Origin of the sequence: Yersinia canariae, from assembly GCF_009831415.1 — a bacterium.
Classification (GTDB): domain Bacteria; phylum Pseudomonadota; class Gammaproteobacteria; order Enterobacterales; family Enterobacteriaceae; genus Yersinia; species Yersinia canariae.
The window spans coordinates 3,036,661-3,055,675 of record NZ_CP043727.1; the positions used below are offsets into that span (position 1 = coordinate 3,036,661).

Here is a 19,015-nt window from a genome sequence, read left to right on the forward strand (position 1 = left end):
CTTAACTATAATTAAATTTAACCAACAGAATTGTAAGCAATATAATAAAATCCCATTTTATATATCCATTGAATCTTTGTTATTTTTTCTCTTACGAAGTTGTGTATAAATTTCATTTGCACGAGGAGACAATAGTTCACTTCCCTGTTGAGATGTACGCTTTATAGTTGGGCTAGATTTAACATTAAGGCGGTAATAAATACTTTTTAATTTTGAATAGAGCCTGAGTTTTTTCGCTATAAATACTATTTTTCTTCTTAGATTAGGCCTCTTTGAAATAAAATAAATAATCTTCCGAATTCCTGGTTTTATTTTATTTTTACTCTGCTGCATAAATGTTGAAGGTAAAATAAATATTAATGCTTTCTTCAACAATCTAAGTGGTGCTGTTATTTTCCAAGAAGTACTTGAGTATATCGCTTTTATTTGCTCATGACTCTCAATCAGCTTTAATTCTAATGTATTTTTCTCATTTATTAATCTAAGGGAAAGTTCATTTATTTTATCATCTCGCATTTTAAATGCATGGTTAAGATGCATGCTGAATTTATTTATAGCCATATCAAGATCAGAGCCAAATTCTTTATTATATATATTATCAAATTTATTAAGAATGTCTTTTGGACCATCTTTTTGTGCAATTAAACCATAGTCCTGCCCTACACCCTTGAAAATATCTATCAATTGAAGTGACTCTGGAGTCGTCATATCAGTTAGGCCCTGAAGCCTTATAACTTTACTTCGCTTAAATCCAGAATAATTAGTCAGAAAACTAAGCAGTTGGTTTGGTATTGGCATAACGTGAGTTGGATCTAAATGAAAAGAATTCGTACTCACAATTATATTTTCACAATTTGGTGTTTCAATAATTAGCAATCCACCAGGCTTGAGTATCCGTAATGCCTCTTGGACAAGAAGTTTCACATTGTCAAAACCTATATGTTCTACAAGGTGAAAAGATGAAACTAATGAAACGGAGTTATCATCTAAGCTCTGTAAATACTGGATTACATCTTGTTCTCGTACATTAAGATTTAGATCGCGACAATAGGAAAGCATTCCTTCATCTAAATCTATCCCTTCAGTCTTAAAGCCTGCTTCATTAAGTAATTCAAGCCATTCTCCTCTCCCACAACCCAGATCGGAGGTATTACTATTTGGATAGATTTCGGCTAGTGGCAGATAAAAATCACGATAAGCTACCAATCGAGATTTGATTAATTCTCTTGAACCACGGTGTATTTTTTCAAATTCGCTATAAAAACTATCTTTCATAAATGTAATTAACCTCTGGTTCTAACCATGAAACACCTACAAAAGATGTTTTGTCTATATTTATTATATCAAAGATCAGGGCCAAATCTCGCCATTCATAATTCTTATGAAGATGAGTATCTTGCTCATGTAATGCAACGGCTATAGAATAACTACCTTCGCCTAGATTCATTGGAAATGAGAAATTAAACGATATTATTTGCCCGCTTGTTAAACTCTTAATTTCTTTATCTAAATGATAGGTGTTAGTACCATATATCACTTGCCCTAAACGATCTTTTATCATATATCCCAATACTATTTCTGGAATATCTGATGCAATACCAACTTTAATACATAAATTTGCTAGCTCACCAACATTAAAAACCTCAGTTCTTACACCTTCATTGTTATAAAGGCCAATATCTATTATGGATGCATCCCCAGAACCCGATACTGTTTGTATTAAACCATCTGGACTTTCAGTTTGTTTAACTGAAGAAGTATCCTTCGCAGCTAGCATAGCATTATAATAATCCATCACTGCTTCGGGTTTCCCTTCCATTAAAATAGTTCCTGCATTTAGCAAAATAGCCCTATCACAAATGGATTGAATTGCCGCTTTATCGTGTGAAACAAGTAGTAATGTAGTACCTTGCTTGCGATACTCTCGAATTCTTTCAAAACTTTTATGCTGAAAATAGGCATCACCTACTGATAGTGCTTCATCGACAATAAGGATATCCGGCCTTATCGCTGTAGCTACACTAAAAGCAAGACGCATTTGCATACCACTAGAATATACCCGTACTGGTTGATCGATATATTCTCCGATCTCAGCAAATGCTTCTATCTCTGGCATCAATCGTTCAATTTCTCCAACCGACAGACCTAAGGAAGGTGCGAATAAGCGGGGAAATTCTTCTCGGCTGACTCAGTCATTTCATTTCTTCATGTTTGAGCCGATTTTTTCTCCCGTAAATGCCTTGAATCAGCCTATTTAGACCGTTTCTTCGCCATTTAAGGCGTTATCCCCAGTTTTTAGTGAGATCTCTCCCACTGACGTATCATTTGGTCCGCCCGAAACAGGTTGGCCAGCGTGAATAACATCGCCAGTTGGTTATCGTTTTTCAGCAACCCCTTGTATCTGGCTTTCACGAAGCCGAACTGTCGCTTGATGATGCGAAATGGGTGCTCCACCCTGGCCCGGATGCTGGCTTTCATGTATTCGATGTTGATGGCCGTTTTGTTCTTGCGTGGATGCTGTTTCAAGGTTCTTACCTTGCCGGGGCGCTCGGCGATCAGCCAGTCCACATCCACCTCGGCCAGCTCCTCGCGCTGTGGCGCCCCTTGGTAGCCGGCATCGGCTGAGACAAATTGCTCCTCTCCATGCAGCAGATTACCCAGCTGATTGAGGTCATGCTCGTTGGCCGCGGTGGTGACTAGGCTGTGGGTCAGGCCACTCTTGGCATCGACACCAATGTGGGCCTTCATGCCAAAGTGCCACTGATTGCCTTTCTTGGTCTGATGCATCTCCGGATCGCGTTGCTGCTCTTTGTTCTTGGTCGAGCTGGGTGCCTCAATGATGGTGGCATCGACCAAGGTGCCTTGAGTCATCATGACGCCTGCTTCGGCCAGCCAGCGATTGATGGTCTTGAACAATTGGCGGGCCAGTTGATGCTGCTCCAGCAGGTGGCGGAAATTCATGATGGTGGTGCGGTCCGGCAAGGCGCTATCCAGGGATAACCGGGCAAACAGACGCATGGAGGCGATTTCGTACAGAGCATCTTCCATCGCGCCATCGCTCAGGTTGTACCAATGCTGCATGCAGTGAATGCGTAGCATGGTTTCCAGCGGATAAGGTCGCCGGCCATTACCAGCCTTGGGGTAAAACGGCTCGATGACTTCCACCATGTTTTGCCATGGCAGAATCTGCTCCATGCGGGACAAGAAAATCTCTTTTCTGGTCTGACGGCGCTTACTGCTGAATTCACTGTCGGCGAAGGTAAGTTGATGACTCATGATGAACCCTGTTCCATGGCTCCAGATGACAAACATGATCTCATATCAGGGACTTGTTCGCACCTTCCCTAAGAGTTGTCCAGACATATATACATTCTGCCTGCCAGAAAAGTCCGGATGAAAACCAATCCCCAACTCAAGTAATGCCGCAACACGACCAGTCAACTTGATTGAACCTGTTGTTGGATGAGCCGTTCCAGTAATCAGTTTTAGTAAAGTACTCTTCCCCGCACCATTAATACCTATTAATCCTATAGCCTCGCCCGGCCTAACAGTGAAACTAATATCCCGGAGAACCCATGTTAAGGTATGTCGTATTATTTTTACTGGTGATATCCATTCAACCAATCGACCAAAACGTGAAGGGTACTTTTTGTAGGCTTTACCTATATTAGTGACAGTGATGCTTCCCATTACAATTCATCCACCATATCTGCTGAATGTTTTCTAAATAGATACATACCTAAAACACATAGGAAAACAGCTAGTATTGCTACAGGCCATAGCGCAGACCAATTGGGCATATGCTGCTTTATAATTATTTGTTGATAATTGTCAACCAAGACAGCCATAGGATTAAACCTTAATAAGGATTGTGCTCCTTTTGGTAGAGTACTCATTACATAGACAATAGGAGTAAACCAAAACCAAAATTGGAGTAGCACAGTTACAAATTGACCTACATCTCTAAAAAATACGTTTATTACACCTAGAGAAATTCCAAGCCCTGTTGCAAATAACACTTGAATTAAAAGAGGTATAATTAAGGCTATTATAGAAATAGGATGGAAGTTACCAGTTACAATCAAAAAAACAACAAACAATGAAAATATAATAATAAAATTAATAAGTGCGGACAATACGACAATAATGGGTAAACATATCTTAGGAAAATTTAGCTTTTTCAATAAACCAGCATTTTCAATAAAAACATTCTGTCCCCGTCCTACTATCTCAGCGAAAAGCCCCCATGTAATAATACCGATACATAGATATATGCTGTAGGAAAATGTCCCTGCGTCACCTGGTAAGCGAGCTTTCATTACCTGAGAAAAGACTAAAGTGTATACTAAAATCATTGACAGTGGCTGTAAAACAAGCCAAGTAGCACCCAGCATACTTTTCTGGTATTTTGCTTGGAACTCCCGTTTTACACTACCAAGAATAAATCCTCTATAACGATAAATCGCCAATAGCATATCTTTCACGGTTATTCCCCTGCCAACAATTCTAGAATTTCTTTTGTCTTTTTATCCATTAATATGCCATCCCCTACCGACTCAACATTCAAGCGAACCACTGGCTCTGTATTAGAGGTTCTTAGGTTAAAACGCCAGTCGCTGTACTCAATACTGATGCCATCAGTGAAATCAACATTAACTGCATCAGGTTCGTAAATAGCTCTAACTTTAGCAATGCTACTTTTAGCATCAACCAGTTTCCGATTAATCTCACCAGAGGCTGGGAATGCACGCATCCGATCGCCAACTAATTGGCTTAAAGACATATTTTTAACACAAAGTAATTCAGCGACCAATAACCAAGGAATCATCCCACTATCACAGTATGCAAAATCACGGAAGTAATGGTGAGCACTCATTTCACCACCGTATATTGCATCTTCTTTGCGCATCCTTTCCTTAATAAAGGCATGTCCAGTTTTGGACATAATAGGAATGCCGCCCGCCTTAGAAATGATATCAATCGTGTTCCAAGTTAACCTTGGGTCATGGATTATTTTGGCGCCCTTCTCTTTTTGCAAGAAAGCTTCGCCCAGGAGACCTACAATATAATAGCCTTCAATAAACTGAGCATTCTCATCAAATAAGAAGCAGCGGTCAAAGTCACCATCAAAGGCGATCCCCATATCTGCACTTGTTTCGCTAACTGCTTTTTCAGTATCAGCTCGGCATTCGGGTAATAGAGGATTAGGGATCCCATTAGGGAAATGACCATCAGGCTGATGGTGAATTTTTATAAATTCGATAGGAAGCTGTGCAGCCTTGAAACGTTTTTCAATTTCATCAATAACATGCCCAGCAGCGCCATTGCCGGAGTTTATTGCAAGTTTCAGTGGACGGGTAAAGTTTTTGAAATCGATATAACCCATCAAATGATCAATGTATTCATTAAGTATCGAGATTCTTTTATAACTTCCTTTCTTGTTTTTATCTGGTGCTGCAAAATCATTTTCTTCAGCCAATCTTTGGATATCACGTAAGCCGGTATCACCACTAATAGGCTTTGCATCTTCCCGAACCAGCTTCATGCCATTATAGTCCATTGGATTATGACTAGCAGTTACTTCAATGCCACCATCAACACCTAGATGAAAAGTAGCAAAATAAATTTCTTCTGTTCCACTTAACCCAATATCCAAGACGTCACTGCCCGCGTCCATTAACCCTTCGGCCAAAGCCATTTTTAATGATTCGCTGGTTAACCGAACATCACCACCGACGACAATAGTTTTTGGTTTCAAATATTCACCAAAAGCTCAACCAATTCGGTAGGCAATATCTTCATTCAATTCTGAACCTAATCGACCGCGAATATCATAAGCTTTAAAACAAGTTAAGGTCTTCATTGTTTCCTCTAAATCAGCAACGTCCATAGTGGTCTTTAATTCTGATAATATCGTCATCGCCCAGATAAGAGCCTGATTGAACCTCAATAAGTTCAAGTGGAATTTTCCCAGGATTTTCTAACATATGAAGTGATCCAATAGGAATAAAAGTAGATTGGTTTTCAGTTATTAAAAACGTTTTATCCCCAATTGTTACTTTGGCTGTACCTGATAATACAATCCAATGCTCTGCCCGATGATGATGCATCTGCATAGAGAAAGCGCCACCCGGCTTAACTGTAATGCGGTTAACGTTAAAACGTTGTTCACTAACAACAATATCGCAACGACCCCAAGGACGATAAGTTTCTCTATGGCGGCGATACTCGCTGCGTTTAGTTTGTTTCAAGTGCTCAACGATTTTTTTAACGTCTTGTACTTTCGATTTATCTACGACTAATACCGCGTCTTTCGTGCTGACGATAACTAAGTTATCTACGCCCACGGCTGCAACTAATTTCTCATCAGTATTGATATAGCAATTTTGTGTATCATGCAGGAATGTGTCGCCGGTAACCGCATTTCCTGATTTATCTTTATTGCTTACATCCCAGAGAGCAGACCAAGAACCGACATCGCTCCACCCAGCATCTAGCGGTACAACCACCGCATTACTGGTTTGTTCCATTACGGCATAATCTATTGACTCATCAGGACAAACACTAAATTTATCTTTATCAATGGTAATAAAGTCTTTGTCTGAATCCGAATCTTTCATGGCGGCTTTGCAAGCTTCAAGAATATCGGGTCTGAACTTCTCCAACTCTTGGATATATCGCTTAGCACGAAACATAAACATGCCGCTATTCCAATAATACTCACCAGAACTAATATATTGCTCGGCTGTTTTTAAATCAGGTTTTTCAACAAAGCGCTGTACTTTGAAAGCTTCAGAAATATCATTAACCGTTATTTCACCGCGCTGTATATAGCCATAACCTGTTTCGGGGCCCGTCGGAACAATCCCAAAAGTAACCAGACTGTCTTTTTTAGCAAACGGAATAGCATGGGTGATGGCTTGGTGGAAAGCGTTACAATCATTAATGATATGATCTGCGGCCAATACCAACATGATAGGGTCGTCGCCTTGGGAGATGGCATTTAATGCAGCTAATGCAATAGCGGGGGCTGTGTTACGGCCAACAGGTTCTAATATTATATTGTGTGAAAGTTTATTTATTTGCCGCAACTGTTCAGCAACTAAGAAACGATGCTCTTCATTACAAATGACAACTGGCTCTCTGACAGAAATACCCTCCAGCCGGTTTACTGTCTCTTGTAGCATCGAACTTACCCCATGTAAGCGCAGAAATTGCTTGGGATAAAGTTCTCTTGACATTGGCCATAGACGACTACCCGTTCCACCAGCCATAATCACCGGAAGTAACATCATATATCCTTAATCACTAAAAAGTTACATGCTAGAAGTTTCACACTTCAAATGAGAACAATAATTATTCCACCCGAAATAATTATCAGCATTATTAATTATTTGATTTAACAACGCTACCGCTCTTGGCTTTACAGCTACCAAAGGCTATATGGTCATATTTACAGCATATTGAGGGCGTTGTTTAATTATAGATGTATGATTCTATTGAGCAAATTATACTCATATAATTATTTCGACTTATTATCTATCATATCGCATTAAATTTGACTAGGAAACATCTGTTAGTTGCCTTGAGTTGTTAGAGGTTTTATTATCAATAATTATGACATAGTTTCAATTAGTTACAGATTGTCGCTGTATTGTTCACAACTCTATTTCTGCTATGCTTTATCAATAATCTCTTATATTTGAATTTGAAAATTTTACGTTATGCGCTCATTATTTGTTTTGGCAGTATAAACCGCAGAAATAAAAGGTGAAGTTAGGTATATGGAATGGATCGCAGATCCTACTATTTGGGCAGGACTGGCGACGCTGGTTGTGCTCGAAATTGTATTGGGTATTGATAACCTAATATTTATTGCCATTTTGGCAGAAAAACTCCCACGACATCAACGGGATAAAGCTAGAGTCACTGGTCTACTGTGCGCATTGTTGATGCGTCTGGTGCTACTGGCCTGTATCTCGTGGTTAGCCACATTAACCGCGCCATTGGTTACCCTTTCAGGACATCCATTCAGTGCCCGTGACTTGATTATGCTTGTCGGGGGGATATTCCTGCTCTTCAAAGCCACCATGGAGCTTAATGAGCGCCTTGAGGGCAAGGATCATCAGCAGAATCAGCAACGTAAAACCGCGCGGTTCTGGCCCGTTGTGGCGCAGATTGTGGTGCTGGATGCCATATTCTCCCTCGACTCAGTGATTACTGCCGTCGGTATGGTGGACCACCTTGCGGTGATGATGGCGGCGGTTTGTATTGCGATTGGCCTGATGCTATTAGCCAGCAAGCCATTGACTCGCTTTGTAAATGCCCATCCAACCATTGTCATTTTGTGCTTGAGTTTCTTACTGATGATCGGCTTCAGCTTAGTCGCTGAAGGCTTTGGCTACCATATTCCGAAAGGGTATCTATACGCTGCGATTGGTTTCTCTGTAATCATTGAATCACTGAATCAGTTTGCTCAATTCAACCGCCGCCGCTTCCTGTCGGCTGTCCGCCCATTACGCGAAAGAACCGCAGAAGCCGTGCTGCGAATGCTCAGTGGTAAGCATGAAGAGGCTGAGTTAGATAATCATACGGCTAATCTGATTGCAGATAGCACCAGCGTGGGTCAAGAGGTGTTCAATGAGCAGGAACGCCGGATGATCGAACGGGTATTGGGGCTGGCACAGCGTACCGTCAGTAGTATCATGACATCACGCCATGATGTTGAATATTTGGACCTTAATGATCCACCGGAGAAGCTGACTCAGTTGCTGACAAAAAATCTGCATACGCGAATTGTCGTCACAGAAGACAGCTCAACAGATGAACCGCTGGGTGTTATTCACGTCATTGATCTATTGAAGCAGCAGTTATCAGGCGAAAAACTCGACTTGCGGACATTAATTCGCCAACCCTTAATTTTCCCAGAACAAGTTTCTTTGCTGATGGCATTGGAACAATTTCGCCAGGCGCAGACCCATTTTGCCTTTGTGGTCGATGAGTTCGGCTCCATCGAGGGGGTGGTTACCTTGACCGATGTGATGGAGACAATTGCCGGTAATCTGCCAGTAGCGGGTGAAGAGTTGGATGCCCGCCATGATATTCAGCAAACTGAGGATGGCTGCTGGATTGCGAATGGTTACATGCCACTGGAAGATTTAGTGCTCTATCTGCCACTGCCGATTGATGATAAACGCGAATATCACACTTTGGCCGGATTATTGATGGAGTACAGCCAGCGAATCCCCAAAGTGGGTGAGCAGTTGAAGATTGGTGACTATCTGTTTGAACCACTGGAAGTGAGCAGCCATCGTATTTTGAAAGTGAAGATAACGCCGCTGAAAGCTCCAGATCCTGATTACGAAGTGTAATTAGCTAGCCGTTAAGTAAAAACAGATAAAAAAAGCCGGGTTGCTTATCGCTCCCGGCTTTTTGCTTGATACACGCCGAGATTATAAGTGCACGGGCACCAGAATCTCAGTCGCCACAATCACCACCACCAGCCCAACCAGCACCGGTACAGAAGTCCGTTTTACCACTTCAAAAGGTGAGATTTTTGCCATCCCTGCTACCGCCACCACAACGCCAGAAACTGGGGATAAAGTCCGCCCCAAATTCGAGGCTTGCAGCATCGGGATAACCAGATAGGCCGGATTAATCCCCATTTGTGCTGCAAGTTTTGGAATCAATTCAACAAAGGCATAAAACGGCGCATTACCAGAGCCAGTTGTCATCGCCGCCAGCATCGTGATGGTGACCAACACCAGCATCATAATAATGCCGCCAGTACCGAAAGATTGTGCTAATCCAATCAGCCCACTGATAAAGCCAACAGTACTTAACCCCTGCGCAAATACCCCTGCGGCGACCAACAGCATCACCACCGTCGCGAATGCATCAGCCATGCCGCGATAAGCAACTTCCAGACCGGCAAAAACAGTTTTAGCATTGAAACTGCGCAAGAACTCAATCACAGCGGCAATCAACATGCAGATGACTAATACCGTGATGATATGCAGTTCTGGCCCCCACTTGCCATCAAATATCAGCACACCAATAATTGGAGTGAATGGCAAAATGGCATAAAAGCTGGGAGCATTGGTTGTGATCTCATTGACATCCATCATCTCATGCTTTTCCTGACTTTTATTGTCCAGATAGCGCTGCCAGAAGAAGTGAGCGATAGCCATACAAACAATCGCGGCAATAGAGATGGGTAAGGTGGTTTTAAAGGCGAAATCGACCAGTGGCATTTCAGAGGCTTTTGCCGCCAAGACCACGTCGCCAGACGTCGGAGCCAGAATAATAGCTGCCGGAGAGGCGCAAATTGCGGCTGCCGCACCGCGGCTGATGCCCACATTGACCATGACCGGGAACAGTGTCGCCATTAACAGCACACCCAGCCCCGTTGCAGATGACACCGCTAAAGACATCAGGCAGGCCACAATATAAGCCGCAACCATCAGCAAATATGGGGAGTTGATCATTTGTAGTGGTTTGGACGCAATCTTGACCACGACATCATTTGCACCGATATGTGTCATATAAGCGGCAAAACCGCATAACATCATGATCATCATGCCGAGATCGCCACCACGGCTCATCAGCAGGATTTTGACATACTCGACGATGTCCGTGGCACGCCAACCGGTTGGCGTTGCGCTGGCAGGTAATACGTTTTTGCCCATCAAAGCGCTGATAATTAATAGCAGCAAACCACCGACCATCAGCACACCTGTTGCTGAATAGCCTTTAATGATGTAGCGGCCTACGCCAATGGCCACTACAATCCCAATCAAAAGATCTAACATATACCCTCTCTCACCGAATACTCGCCTGTTGCTGTGTATACCCTGTATTTTGGGCGCTGCAATATTGTTCGCGATACGCCAAATACTTTAGGTATAAGTCATTATTATTGTTAAAACGCAGAAATAGCTCTGCACTCTGCCCAAAGTCCGTGGGCGAGTTTATGACATCTATCAATGATTCGCAGAGATTTTAGAAACAAATATCAGTTTGTGAGTAAGAGAGAGAATTTTATGTTTAGAAAGGCGAGATTGGCGAACAAAAGCACAACAGATATCTAACAAAAGACCCGATAAGTCGCGAAACCTATCGGGGATGATTAGTGCTTTAAAGCTTATCAATCAGCTTTTTAAGATCTTGACTTCCACGGCTCTGCTGATTGCGTTCAGCCCAGTCGCTAAGTGCTTTTTTAGCTCGCTGTTGCAATTCATTACGCAAAAGCTGCTCTACATTCAATTGATAACTGAGCTGAGTCCATGGGCCATAAATACGCAGCGGGATATCCGTATTTTGCAGCATCTTGACCAAGCTATCTTGCCCGCTCCAGCCTTGCATCACTCGCACAGACAGATTCATGTCACATTGCCGCGCGGGCAAATTGAGTTCTCCGGCACCTTTAATAGATATCAATGCGGAATCAGCACTGAGATTACTGACATTCATCGCCCCTCGACTCAAGGCCAAATTCGCTTGCAGTTGCTTAACTTCAGTATAGCGATCATATCTGTCTTGACCTTTCACATCACTGGAACTACGAGTGACAGCTTGCTGAATAAGTTGCTGAATATTCAGCCCCTCCAGCCTCGCATCATTCATACTGAACTGCGCATTACCTTTCCAGCGATGGTTGAATGCCTCAACATTAACACCCTCTCCAGACAGTTGCGCTTTCATGGAGAATTTACCGGTCATCATCTGCGGTAAATCTGCTGCTGCCAATACCGGCCCTAATTCCATGTGATTTATCACTGGGTTTACAGTAGTGAGTACTTTCTTGCCCATAACATCCAGTGAACCTGGTAGTGAAAAATCACCGCCCAGCGCACTGCCCGTTAAACGGCTAATTTGCACATCACCTTGTTGGTTCGAGGCCTGTAAATTCAGTTGTGTCACTTTTATTGCGCGATACACCAAATTATTCGCCGTGAGTGTAATTTGCGCCTTAAAGTCACGTAATGCCTGTAAGTCCTGCCCGACATCATCATCAGCCTGAATAGCAATTACCGGCGCGGTCACGATAGCCTGTTTGGCACTGTCTTTATTACTGGTTGTGTTCTTAGATTCCCAACCGAAAATCGAATCCAAGTTGAGATTATCAGCAGCCAGATTAATAACATACTCAGGAACAGGGCCGAGAGTCGCTTTAGCACTCCCTGTAAGCTGGTTGTTATTTGCCGTAAAGCTCAGTTGATTGAGCAACAATTGCTGGAGATCACGCTGATAACTGGCTTGTAATGTCCCCTCGCCGCTCACCCCACCCACAGGAATATCCGCCCCTTCCAATTTATATGCAAATTGGCTGATATTCGCACTGAACTGCTCTGGGTAATGACTCATATCTGCGTCGGCAACCATGGAGAAAGTGACATCCCGCTGATTACGGTTAACACGGCTGGCGAGCGTGACATGAACTTGCCGTTGGGGGTCTTGGCTAAGCTCAAGATTAATATCACGGACATTCACTTGATCATTATCTGTCCGTTGCCAAATTAGCAGGCTGTCGACAACCTGAACTCTATTGATATCAAGTTTCCAAGCGCGATGTTCATCAACCGGTGCATTACCTGCAGGTGCGACCGGTGCCCCTGGTTGTTGTTGCGCTTCACTGTCAGGTGTTAGGCGGATAACCGCCCCTTTTAGCATCACCTGCTTAACATCAAGCTGGTGTGACAACAGTGGCCAAAGTTTGACATCAAGACGCATATTCTCTGCACTGACCACCGGCGCTGCTGCTCCGGGCGCGGTTAGCGCAGTTCGGCCAGCGATAATGCTAAGTTGTGGCCAAACATGCCAACGCAAATCCCCTTCCAATTGCAGATGATAGCCACTTTTTCTTTCGACCTGTTTGACCATGTAAGCGCGAAAGTCATTAGGATTTACTAGCAATACCAATGCGCTCATTCCTGCAACCAATACCACTAGCAGGATAATTAACGTCGTTAGTAATCGTCTCATGACATCCTCTTGTCTTATCGGGCTAAAAAGTCCAAACAGGCTAAAATCTCACTAAGAGAAGAAGTGGCTAGTCTTTGTCAATACGACTGGCTACAGCGCCTTGTTGACCACGATATTTGGCATCCTGACGGCTATTATAAGGACGGGCCGCAGGGCCGGAAAGTGGCTCAAAACTCAGCGCACCAATCAGCATTCCTGGGCGCAGTGCCAACGGCAGCTTACCTGAATTATAGAACTCCAGCACAATCTTGCCTTGCCAACCGGGATCAATTCGGTGTGCCGTCACATGAACCATCAACCCAAGGCGGGCCAATGAGGAACGACCATCAAGCCAACCGACCAGATCATCGGGGATAGTCACTGACTCCAACGTCACCGCTAACGCCAACTCCCCCGGGTGCAGGAAGAATGCCTCTCCTTCTGGCAGATTTATCTCATCACTCATGACCCGTTCTAGCGCGGCGCTAACTTCATCTTTCGGGCCGCTTAAGTCAATGAATGCCGCCGTGTGTCCAGTGAAAACACGAAACTGATTGCCTAAGCGAACATCGACCGTGGCACCATTGATACGTTCTACCGGTGGACGAGGATCAATACCTAATTTACCGCTGTCCAGCCAAGCTTCTATGTCACGATCGCACAGTCTCATTGCCAAAATCTCCATCAAAATTCACATGTTACAGCTTGCATACTACGAAAGCTGCCATATTAAGAAGCAAAGGTCCAGACGAACATTACTCAAAGAACTGACTGATTTTCGCTTTTAGAATATCGATCGCAATTCGGTTCTTGCCGCCGCGCGGAACAATAATGTCAGCATATTGTTTGGAAGGTTCTATAAATTGCAGAAACATTGGGCGCACTGTTTTTTGGTATTGTGCCATCACGGAGTCCATCGAGCGGCCGCGTTCATTCACATCACGCTTCATTCGGCGCATCAGACAGATATCCAATGGGGTGTCGACAAAGATAGAGAAGTTCATTTCTTGGCGCAAACGAAGATCAGTCAGCAGCAAAATACCTTCCAAAATAATGACTTTTTTAGGCTCTAAATGAATGGTTTCTTTTTTGCGCGTGTGCTCAGTGTAACTATAAAGCGGCAGTTCAATCGACTTACCTGCTTTCAGCGATTGCAAATGCTCCAGCAATAAGTTGTGGTCCATGGCGCTGGGGTGGTCATAGTTAGTTTTGACCCGCTCTTCCATTGACAGGTGACTCTGGTCTTTGTAATAACCATCTTCAGGGATGACACCAATATGTTGGTCACCGACCTGATCGCGCAATTCACGATACAAGGTGCTGGCGATAAGACTTTTACCGGAGGCAGAGGCACCGGCTATCCCAATAATGACGCACTGGTGTGCTTTGTCAGTCATAAAATTAAAGACCTGATTACGAAGTGTGAGGGGAGACAAAGCACGCGAGGTGCTTCGAGCGCGCCAATTATAGGGAGTTAGCTGGCCTGACGCCAGCCCTATACCCTGCGCCATTGAAATTACAGCGGTGTTGGCCGCTCTCATTTACCCGAATCACTCGCCTAAATCAGCACGTCGGGTTAATGAGCCTCAAAGAGGCTCACCATTTTTGAACATAAATAAAGCTTGGATATAAATAAAGTGGCAATTACACCGCGCGGAATGAGATTTCCGTCGGAATTGCCTCACCCTGCCAATACATTTCTGCGGCCACATTGGATGCCAGTTGGCGATAGATATCTGCAAATTCACTATCGGGATGGCTGACAACTGTTGGCTCGCCGCGGTCAAGGTCTTCGCGTAGTGAGATATGCAGTGGGATTTGGCCCAGCAGCTTGCAATGGTATTTCTGCGCCAGTTTCTCTGCACCGCCAGTACCAAAAATAGGCTCCAGATGGCCACAATTACTGCAAATATGCATGCTCATATTTTCAATAATACCCAGCACCGGCACATGTACCTTCTCAAACATGACAATGCCTTTCATTGCATCAATCAGGGCAATATCCTGAGGAGTAGTGACCACCAGCGCGCCCGTGACAGGGATATTCTGTGATAACGTCAGTTGGATATCACCCGTTCCCGGTGGCATATCAATGACTAAATAATCCAAATCCGGCCATAAGGTATCTTGCAGCATCTGCATTAAAGCCTTACTAGCCATCGGCCCGCGCCACACCATGGCGTTCTCATCGGTGACTAAATACCCAATCGAGTTGGTGGCAATTCCATGGGCCATAATGGGCGCCATATGCTTACCATCCGGGGAGGTTGGCCGCTGATTCATCGTACCCAGCATGTTCGGGATGGAAGGGCCATAAATATCAGCATCCAGAATACCGACTTTTGCGCCCTCTTCAGCCAATGCCAGCGCGAGGTTCACAGCGGTACTGGATTTCCCCACCCCGCCTTTACCGGAACTGACGGCCACAATATTGCGTACGCCTTTCACACCAGGTTGATCATTGGCGCGTTTTAGCGTGGTGATATTGTGAGAAAGCTTCCAATCGATAGCCTTGGCACCCGTCACCGCCAGCAACTCGCCGCTGACTGACTCTTTTAATATGTCAAAACCAAATTGCCAGGCAAAAGGCATCACCAGCTCGATATGCAGCACATTGTCCAATAAGGCACAGTGATGAATAGCGCGCAGCTCGGTTAGGCTTTTTTGCAGTGTTGGGTGTTTAAAGGCCGCAAGAACCTTTGAAATTTGTGATTGCAGCAGGTCAGGGTTGGTCTGCTCGGGGGATTTTGGGCTCATCCCGGCTCCTTGAATTTATCGTTATTAACCAACAATAGTGTACCAGAACTCCACCGCACCTGCGTGGGGCTAATCGAGAGAAAACGGGATCAGCCCACATAACCGGGTGTGTTAATAACCAAATATGCTGAAAATAGGCCAAAACAGCATTGTTATGACTTAAGGCAAAGTGTGGGTTGCCTTGCCCTAGCGGCAAACCAGCATATCGGTTAACATCAAAGACCCTTTAATCGACATAAAGAAAGCAATTTCCCACTATGGCTCAAGTCGCGAAAAAAATATTGGTGACGTGCGCGCTACCATACGCTAACGGTTCTATTCATCTCGGACACATGCTCGAGCACATCCAGGCTGATATTTGGGTCCGTTTCCAGCGAATGCGCGGCAACCAGGTTCATTTTATCTGTGCAGATGATGCCCACGGCACCCCTATCATGCTGAAAGCTCAGCAATTGGGTATCGAACCGGAGCAGATGATTGCCGAAATGAGCCAGGAGCACCAACAGGATTTCGCCGGTTTCGCTATCAGTTATGATAACTATCACTCTACTCACAGTGATGAAAACCGTGAACTGTCGAGCCTGATATACAACCGCCTGAAAGCAAACGGTTATATCAAGAATCGCACGATTTCTCAGCTCTATGATCCTGAGAAAGGCATGTTCCTGCCCGATCGCTTTGTGAAAGGTACCTGTCCGAAGTGTAAATCACCGGATCAGTATGGCGATAACTGTGAAGTCTGTGGTGCAACTTACAGCCCGACTGAGCTTATTGACCCAAAATCTGCGGTTTCCGGCGCAACACCAGTCATGCGCGAATCTGAGCACTTCTTCTTCGACCTTCCTGCTTTCAGCGACATGTTGCAAGCCTGGACGCGTTCTGGCGCACTGCAAGAACAAGTTGCGAACAAAATGCAGGAATGGTTTGAATCAGGTCTGCAACAGTGGGATATCTCCCGCGATGCGCCCTACTTTGGTTTTGAAATACCTGATGCGCCGGGTAAATATTTCTACGTTTGGCTAGATGCGCCAATCGGCTATATGGGCGCATTCAAAAATCTGTGTGATAAGCGCAGCGATTTGGATTTTGATGAGTTCTGGCGTAAAGATTCTACAACCGATCTGTATCATTTCATCGGTAAAGACATTGTTTACTTCCATAGTCTGTTCTGGCCAGCCATGCTCGAAGGCAGTAATTTCCGCAAGCCGACCAACCTGTTCGTCCATGGCTATGTCACGGTAAACGGCGCAAAAATGTCAAAATCCCGTGGCACATTCATTAAAGCGGGCACTTACCTGAAACATCTGGATGCCGACTGTCTACGTTATTACTACGCGGCCAAGCTTTCCTCCCGCATTGATGATATCGACTTGAATCTTGAGGATTTCGTCCAGCGCGTCAATGCCGATATCGTCAACAAAGTGGTGAACCTGGCCTCACGTAATGCTGGCTTTATCAACAAACGTTTTGCGGGCAAGTTAGCAGATAAACTTGCTGATCCGGCGTTATATAAAACCTTTATAGATGCAGCTGCCAGTATTGCAGATGCCTATAGCAACCGTGAGTCAAGCAAAGCGATTCGTGAAATTATGGCGCTGGCCGATGTTGCCAACCGCTATGTTGATGAACAAGCTCCATGGGTCGTGGCGAAAGAAGAAGGCCGTGATGCCGACTTACAAGCTATCTGCTCAATGGGTATCAACTTGTTCCGGGTGCTGATGACTTACCTGAAGCCGGTTCTGCCGGCACTGACTGAGCGTACCGAGGCTTTCCTTAATACGGAATTAACATGGGACAGCATCGAACAACCGCTGCTAGATCATCAGATTAATGTCTTTAAAGCGCTGTTTAACCGTATTGATTTGGATAAGGTGAGTGAAATGGTCGCCTCTTCTAAAGAAGATATGGCTGCAACAACAGCAGCAGTCACTGGCCCGTTAGCCGATGATCCGATTCAGGAAACAATCAGTTTTGATGATTTTGCTAAAGTGGATATGCGCATCGCGCTGATTCAACAAGCTGATTTTGTCGAAGGCTCAGATAAGCTATTGAAACTGAAATTAGATCTTGGCGGTGAAACCCGTCAGGTCTTCTCGGGTATCCGCTCGGCTTACCCAGATCCAAAAGTATTAGAAGGTCGGCTCACCGTGATGGTTGCAAATTTGGCACCACGCAAAATGCGCTTCGGTATTTCTGAAGGCATGCTGATGGCAGCGGGTCCTGGCGGCAACGATATCTTCTTGCTCAGCCCGGACAATGGTGCGCAACCCGGTATGCAAGTGAAATAAGGTCGAACTTAGAGACCAAAATGCCGGCCATGGGAAACCTGACCGGCATTTTTATTATTACTCTCTGCGTGAAAAATAATCACTCATCTCTTTGGACTGTGGGTAACCTATCTCGTTGCCATGCCTCTAACCAAAACAGCATATTAATGAATAAACTTAACGAGAAAATCAGAAATAAAATATTATCCAGTAAAGAAATCTTAATCAGTGCATTGATAATAATATTCTGATGGTGTTTTATTTCTACAAATCCTGATGAGAAAAACCAGAACACACCGACGGCACCCAATATATTTAATGCTACAACCGGCCAATGCCACTTGGCCAGTAAAAAGAAAATCCATGACAACATCATTAATGAAATGATGGCATCATCTAATTCAAACAGCATGAAAAAGCTGATGTATAATAAGGAAAAACAGACCAGCGCCAATCCAAATGGATACTCATTAGGCAAGGTTGAAGACAACTTTTTTCTGCATTCACATGCAAGCGGTTTTATATCATAAATATTTATAGATATAAAATAGAGTAAAAAAAGACCCAATAAAAATATACTCAATAAGCCGTGCGAAAAATAACAGCCGAATGGAAGAAGATGAAAAATTAATAAATTAGGGCTTAAATTTTGGCTAGCCAAACGGTTTGAGCAAGGTAACAATAACACTAATGAAAACATAGCGGGGAAAGACGAAACAGAAAGATCCAGGATATCATCAATCAAGTCCGGGAATATGATGGTGACCAGAAATACAATTGTCATTAATGCTAATAAATAGCGTGCAAATAAAAAAACGCATTCACTGCGAGACATATAACGATAAATTGGGCTATCCATAATACTGTTATTGATAAAATAATCCAAATTCAGCGGTACCGTATCATTGCTATCCTTTCTGAATTTGTATAGGTTGCTAATTTTACCCATGGTGACAATAATCCTTTAAATATCATTAAACTAAAATAGTGAAAATTCACTGATGCTATAGTAATTAGCCTCTATTATT

The 19,015-nt window shown here is 43.9% G+C and carries 12 protein-coding genes and 3 pseudogenes; 2 read left to right on the plus strand and 13 right to left on the minus strand.

Annotation, left to right across the window (positions count from 1 at the left end):
- Window positions 1–57: 57 nt before the first annotated feature.
- From F0T03_RS14025 to F0T03_RS14055, 7 genes and pseudogenes are all read right to left on the minus strand, one after another.
- Window positions 58–1,275 (minus strand): class I SAM-dependent methyltransferase, encoded by a 1,218-nt coding sequence (locus tag F0T03_RS14025; protein ID WP_246169899.1) that lies wholly within the window; start codon window positions 1,273–1,275, stop codon window positions 58–60.
- Window positions 1,265–2,149: pseudogene (locus tag F0T03_RS14030) on the minus strand (ABC transporter ATP-binding protein); the annotation flags it as partial. The pseudogene F0T03_RS14030 and the gene F0T03_RS14025, both read right to left, overlap by 11 nt.
- A gap of 146 nt (window positions 2,150–2,295) precedes the next feature.
- Window positions 2,296–3,276, minus strand: coding sequence for an IS5-like element IS5 family transposase (locus F0T03_RS14035; RefSeq protein ID WP_000019403.1), 981 nt, complete (start codon window positions 3,274–3,276; stop codon window positions 2,296–2,298).
- A 66-nt stretch (window positions 3,277–3,342) separates the two neighbouring features.
- Window positions 3,343–3,690, minus strand: a pseudogene (locus F0T03_RS14040) (ABC transporter ATP-binding protein); the annotation flags it as partial.
- Complete coding sequence (locus F0T03_RS14045) at window positions 3,690–4,475, minus strand: ABC transporter permease (protein WP_159680899.1); 786 nt, start codon at window positions 4,473–4,475, stop codon at window positions 3,690–3,692. The pseudogene F0T03_RS14040 and the gene F0T03_RS14045, both read right to left, overlap by 1 nt.
- Before the next feature lie 11 nt (window positions 4,476–4,486).
- Window positions 4,487–5,863, minus strand: a pseudogene (cpsG, locus tag F0T03_RS14050) (phosphomannomutase CpsG).
- A 13-nt stretch (window positions 5,864–5,876) separates the two neighbouring features.
- A complete protein-coding gene (locus F0T03_RS14055; protein WP_159680901.1) occupies window positions 5,877–7,292 on the minus strand; it encodes a mannose-1-phosphate guanylyltransferase/mannose-6-phosphate isomerase in 1,416 nt (471 codons plus the stop codon).
- Between the two features lie 492 nt (window positions 7,293–7,784).
- On the opposite strand from F0T03_RS14055, the gene F0T03_RS14060 reads away from it, so the two are divergent.
- Window positions 7,785–9,371: a TerC family protein gene (locus tag F0T03_RS14060; protein WP_145557456.1), complete on the plus strand. Its 1,587-nt coding sequence runs from the start codon at window positions 7,785–7,787 to the stop codon at window positions 9,369–9,371.
- 81 nt (window positions 9,372–9,452) lie between these two features.
- On the opposite strand, the gene dcuC is transcribed toward F0T03_RS14060, so the two are convergent.
- The 5 genes from dcuC to apbC all read right to left on the minus strand — a co-directional run bounded on the left by dcuC (window position 9,453) and on the right by apbC (window position 15,720).
- Window positions 9,453–10,811: an anaerobic C4-dicarboxylate transporter DcuC gene (gene dcuC, locus F0T03_RS14065; RefSeq protein WP_145557454.1), complete on the minus strand. Its 1,359-nt coding sequence runs from the start codon at window positions 10,809–10,811 to the stop codon at window positions 9,453–9,455.
- Between the two features lie 325 nt (window positions 10,812–11,136).
- Window positions 11,137–12,984, minus strand: coding sequence for an outer membrane assembly protein AsmA (gene asmA, locus F0T03_RS14070; protein WP_159679010.1), 1,848 nt, complete (start codon window positions 12,982–12,984; stop codon window positions 11,137–11,139).
- Window positions 12,985–13,051: 67 nt separating this feature from the next.
- The gene (gene dcd / locus F0T03_RS14075) at window positions 13,052–13,633 is read right to left on the minus strand and encodes a dCTP deaminase (RefSeq protein ID WP_032813097.1); all 582 of its coding nucleotides are present in this window, start codon (window positions 13,631–13,633) and stop codon (window positions 13,052–13,054) included.
- 85 nt (window positions 13,634–13,718) lie between these two features.
- The gene (gene udk / locus F0T03_RS14080; protein WP_159679012.1) at window positions 13,719–14,360 is read right to left on the minus strand and encodes a uridine kinase; all 642 of its coding nucleotides are present in this window, start codon (window positions 14,358–14,360) and stop codon (window positions 13,719–13,721) included.
- A 247-nt stretch (window positions 14,361–14,607) separates the two neighbouring features.
- On the minus strand, window positions 14,608–15,720 hold the full coding sequence (apbC, locus tag F0T03_RS14085) for an iron-sulfur cluster carrier protein ApbC (protein ID WP_145562649.1): 1,113 nt from the start codon (window positions 15,718–15,720) through the stop codon (window positions 14,608–14,610).
- 257 nt (window positions 15,721–15,977) lie between these two features.
- Here apbC and metG point away from each other — a divergent pair, with 257 nt between their 5' ends.
- The gene (metG, locus tag F0T03_RS14090) at window positions 15,978–18,008 is read left to right on the plus strand and encodes a methionine--tRNA ligase (RefSeq protein ID WP_159679014.1); all 2,031 of its coding nucleotides are present in this window, start codon (window positions 15,978–15,980) and stop codon (window positions 18,006–18,008) included.
- Between the two features lie 79 nt (window positions 18,009–18,087).
- On the opposite strand, the gene F0T03_RS14095 is transcribed toward metG, so the two are convergent.
- Window positions 18,088–18,936 carry a hypothetical protein gene (locus F0T03_RS14095; RefSeq protein ID WP_159679017.1) on the minus strand — a complete coding sequence of 283 codons (849 nt, stop codon included), beginning with the start codon at window positions 18,934–18,936 and terminating at the stop codon, window positions 18,088–18,090.
- Window positions 18,937–19,015 lie beyond the last annotated feature (79 nt).

Coding starts and splice junctions, on each gene's coding strand:
- dcuC (WP_145557454.1), bottom strand. CDS start 10,811: ATGTTAGATCTTTTGATTGGGATTGTAGTGGCCATTGGCGTAGGCCGC.
- apbC (WP_145562649.1), bottom strand. CDS start 15,720: ATGAGCCCAAAATCCCCCGAGCAGACCAACCCTGACCTGCTGCAATCA.
- F0T03_RS14060 (WP_145557456.1), top strand. CDS start 7,785: ATGGAATGGATCGCAGATCCTACTATTTGGGCAGGACTGGCGACGCTG.
- udk (WP_159679012.1), bottom strand. CDS start 14,360: ATGACTGACAAAGCACACCAGTGCGTCATTATTGGGATAGCCGGTGCC.
- F0T03_RS14025 (WP_246169899.1), bottom strand. CDS start 1,275: ATGAAAGATAGTTTTTATAGCGAATTTGAAAAAATACACCGTGGTTCA.
- asmA (WP_159679010.1), bottom strand. CDS start 12,984: ATGAGACGATTACTAACGACGTTAATTATCCTGCTAGTGGTATTGGTT.
- dcd (WP_032813097.1), bottom strand. CDS start 13,633: ATGAGACTGTGCGATCGTGACATAGAAGCTTGGCTGGACAGCGGTAAA.
- F0T03_RS14035 (WP_000019403.1), bottom strand. CDS start 3,276: ATGAGTCATCAACTTACCTTCGCCGACAGTGAATTCAGCAGTAAGCGC.
- F0T03_RS14055 (WP_159680901.1), bottom strand. CDS start 7,292: ATGTTACTTCCGGTGATTATGGCTGGTGGAACGGGTAGTCGTCTATGG.
- F0T03_RS14045 (WP_159680899.1), bottom strand. CDS start 4,475: ATGCTATTGGCGATTTATCGTTATAGAGGATTTATTCTTGGTAGTGTA.
- metG (WP_159679014.1), top strand. CDS start 15,978: ATGGCTCAAGTCGCGAAAAAAATATTGGTGACGTGCGCGCTACCATAC.
- F0T03_RS14095 (WP_159679017.1), bottom strand. CDS start 18,936: ATGGGTAAAATTAGCAACCTATACAAATTCAGAAAGGATAGCAATGAT.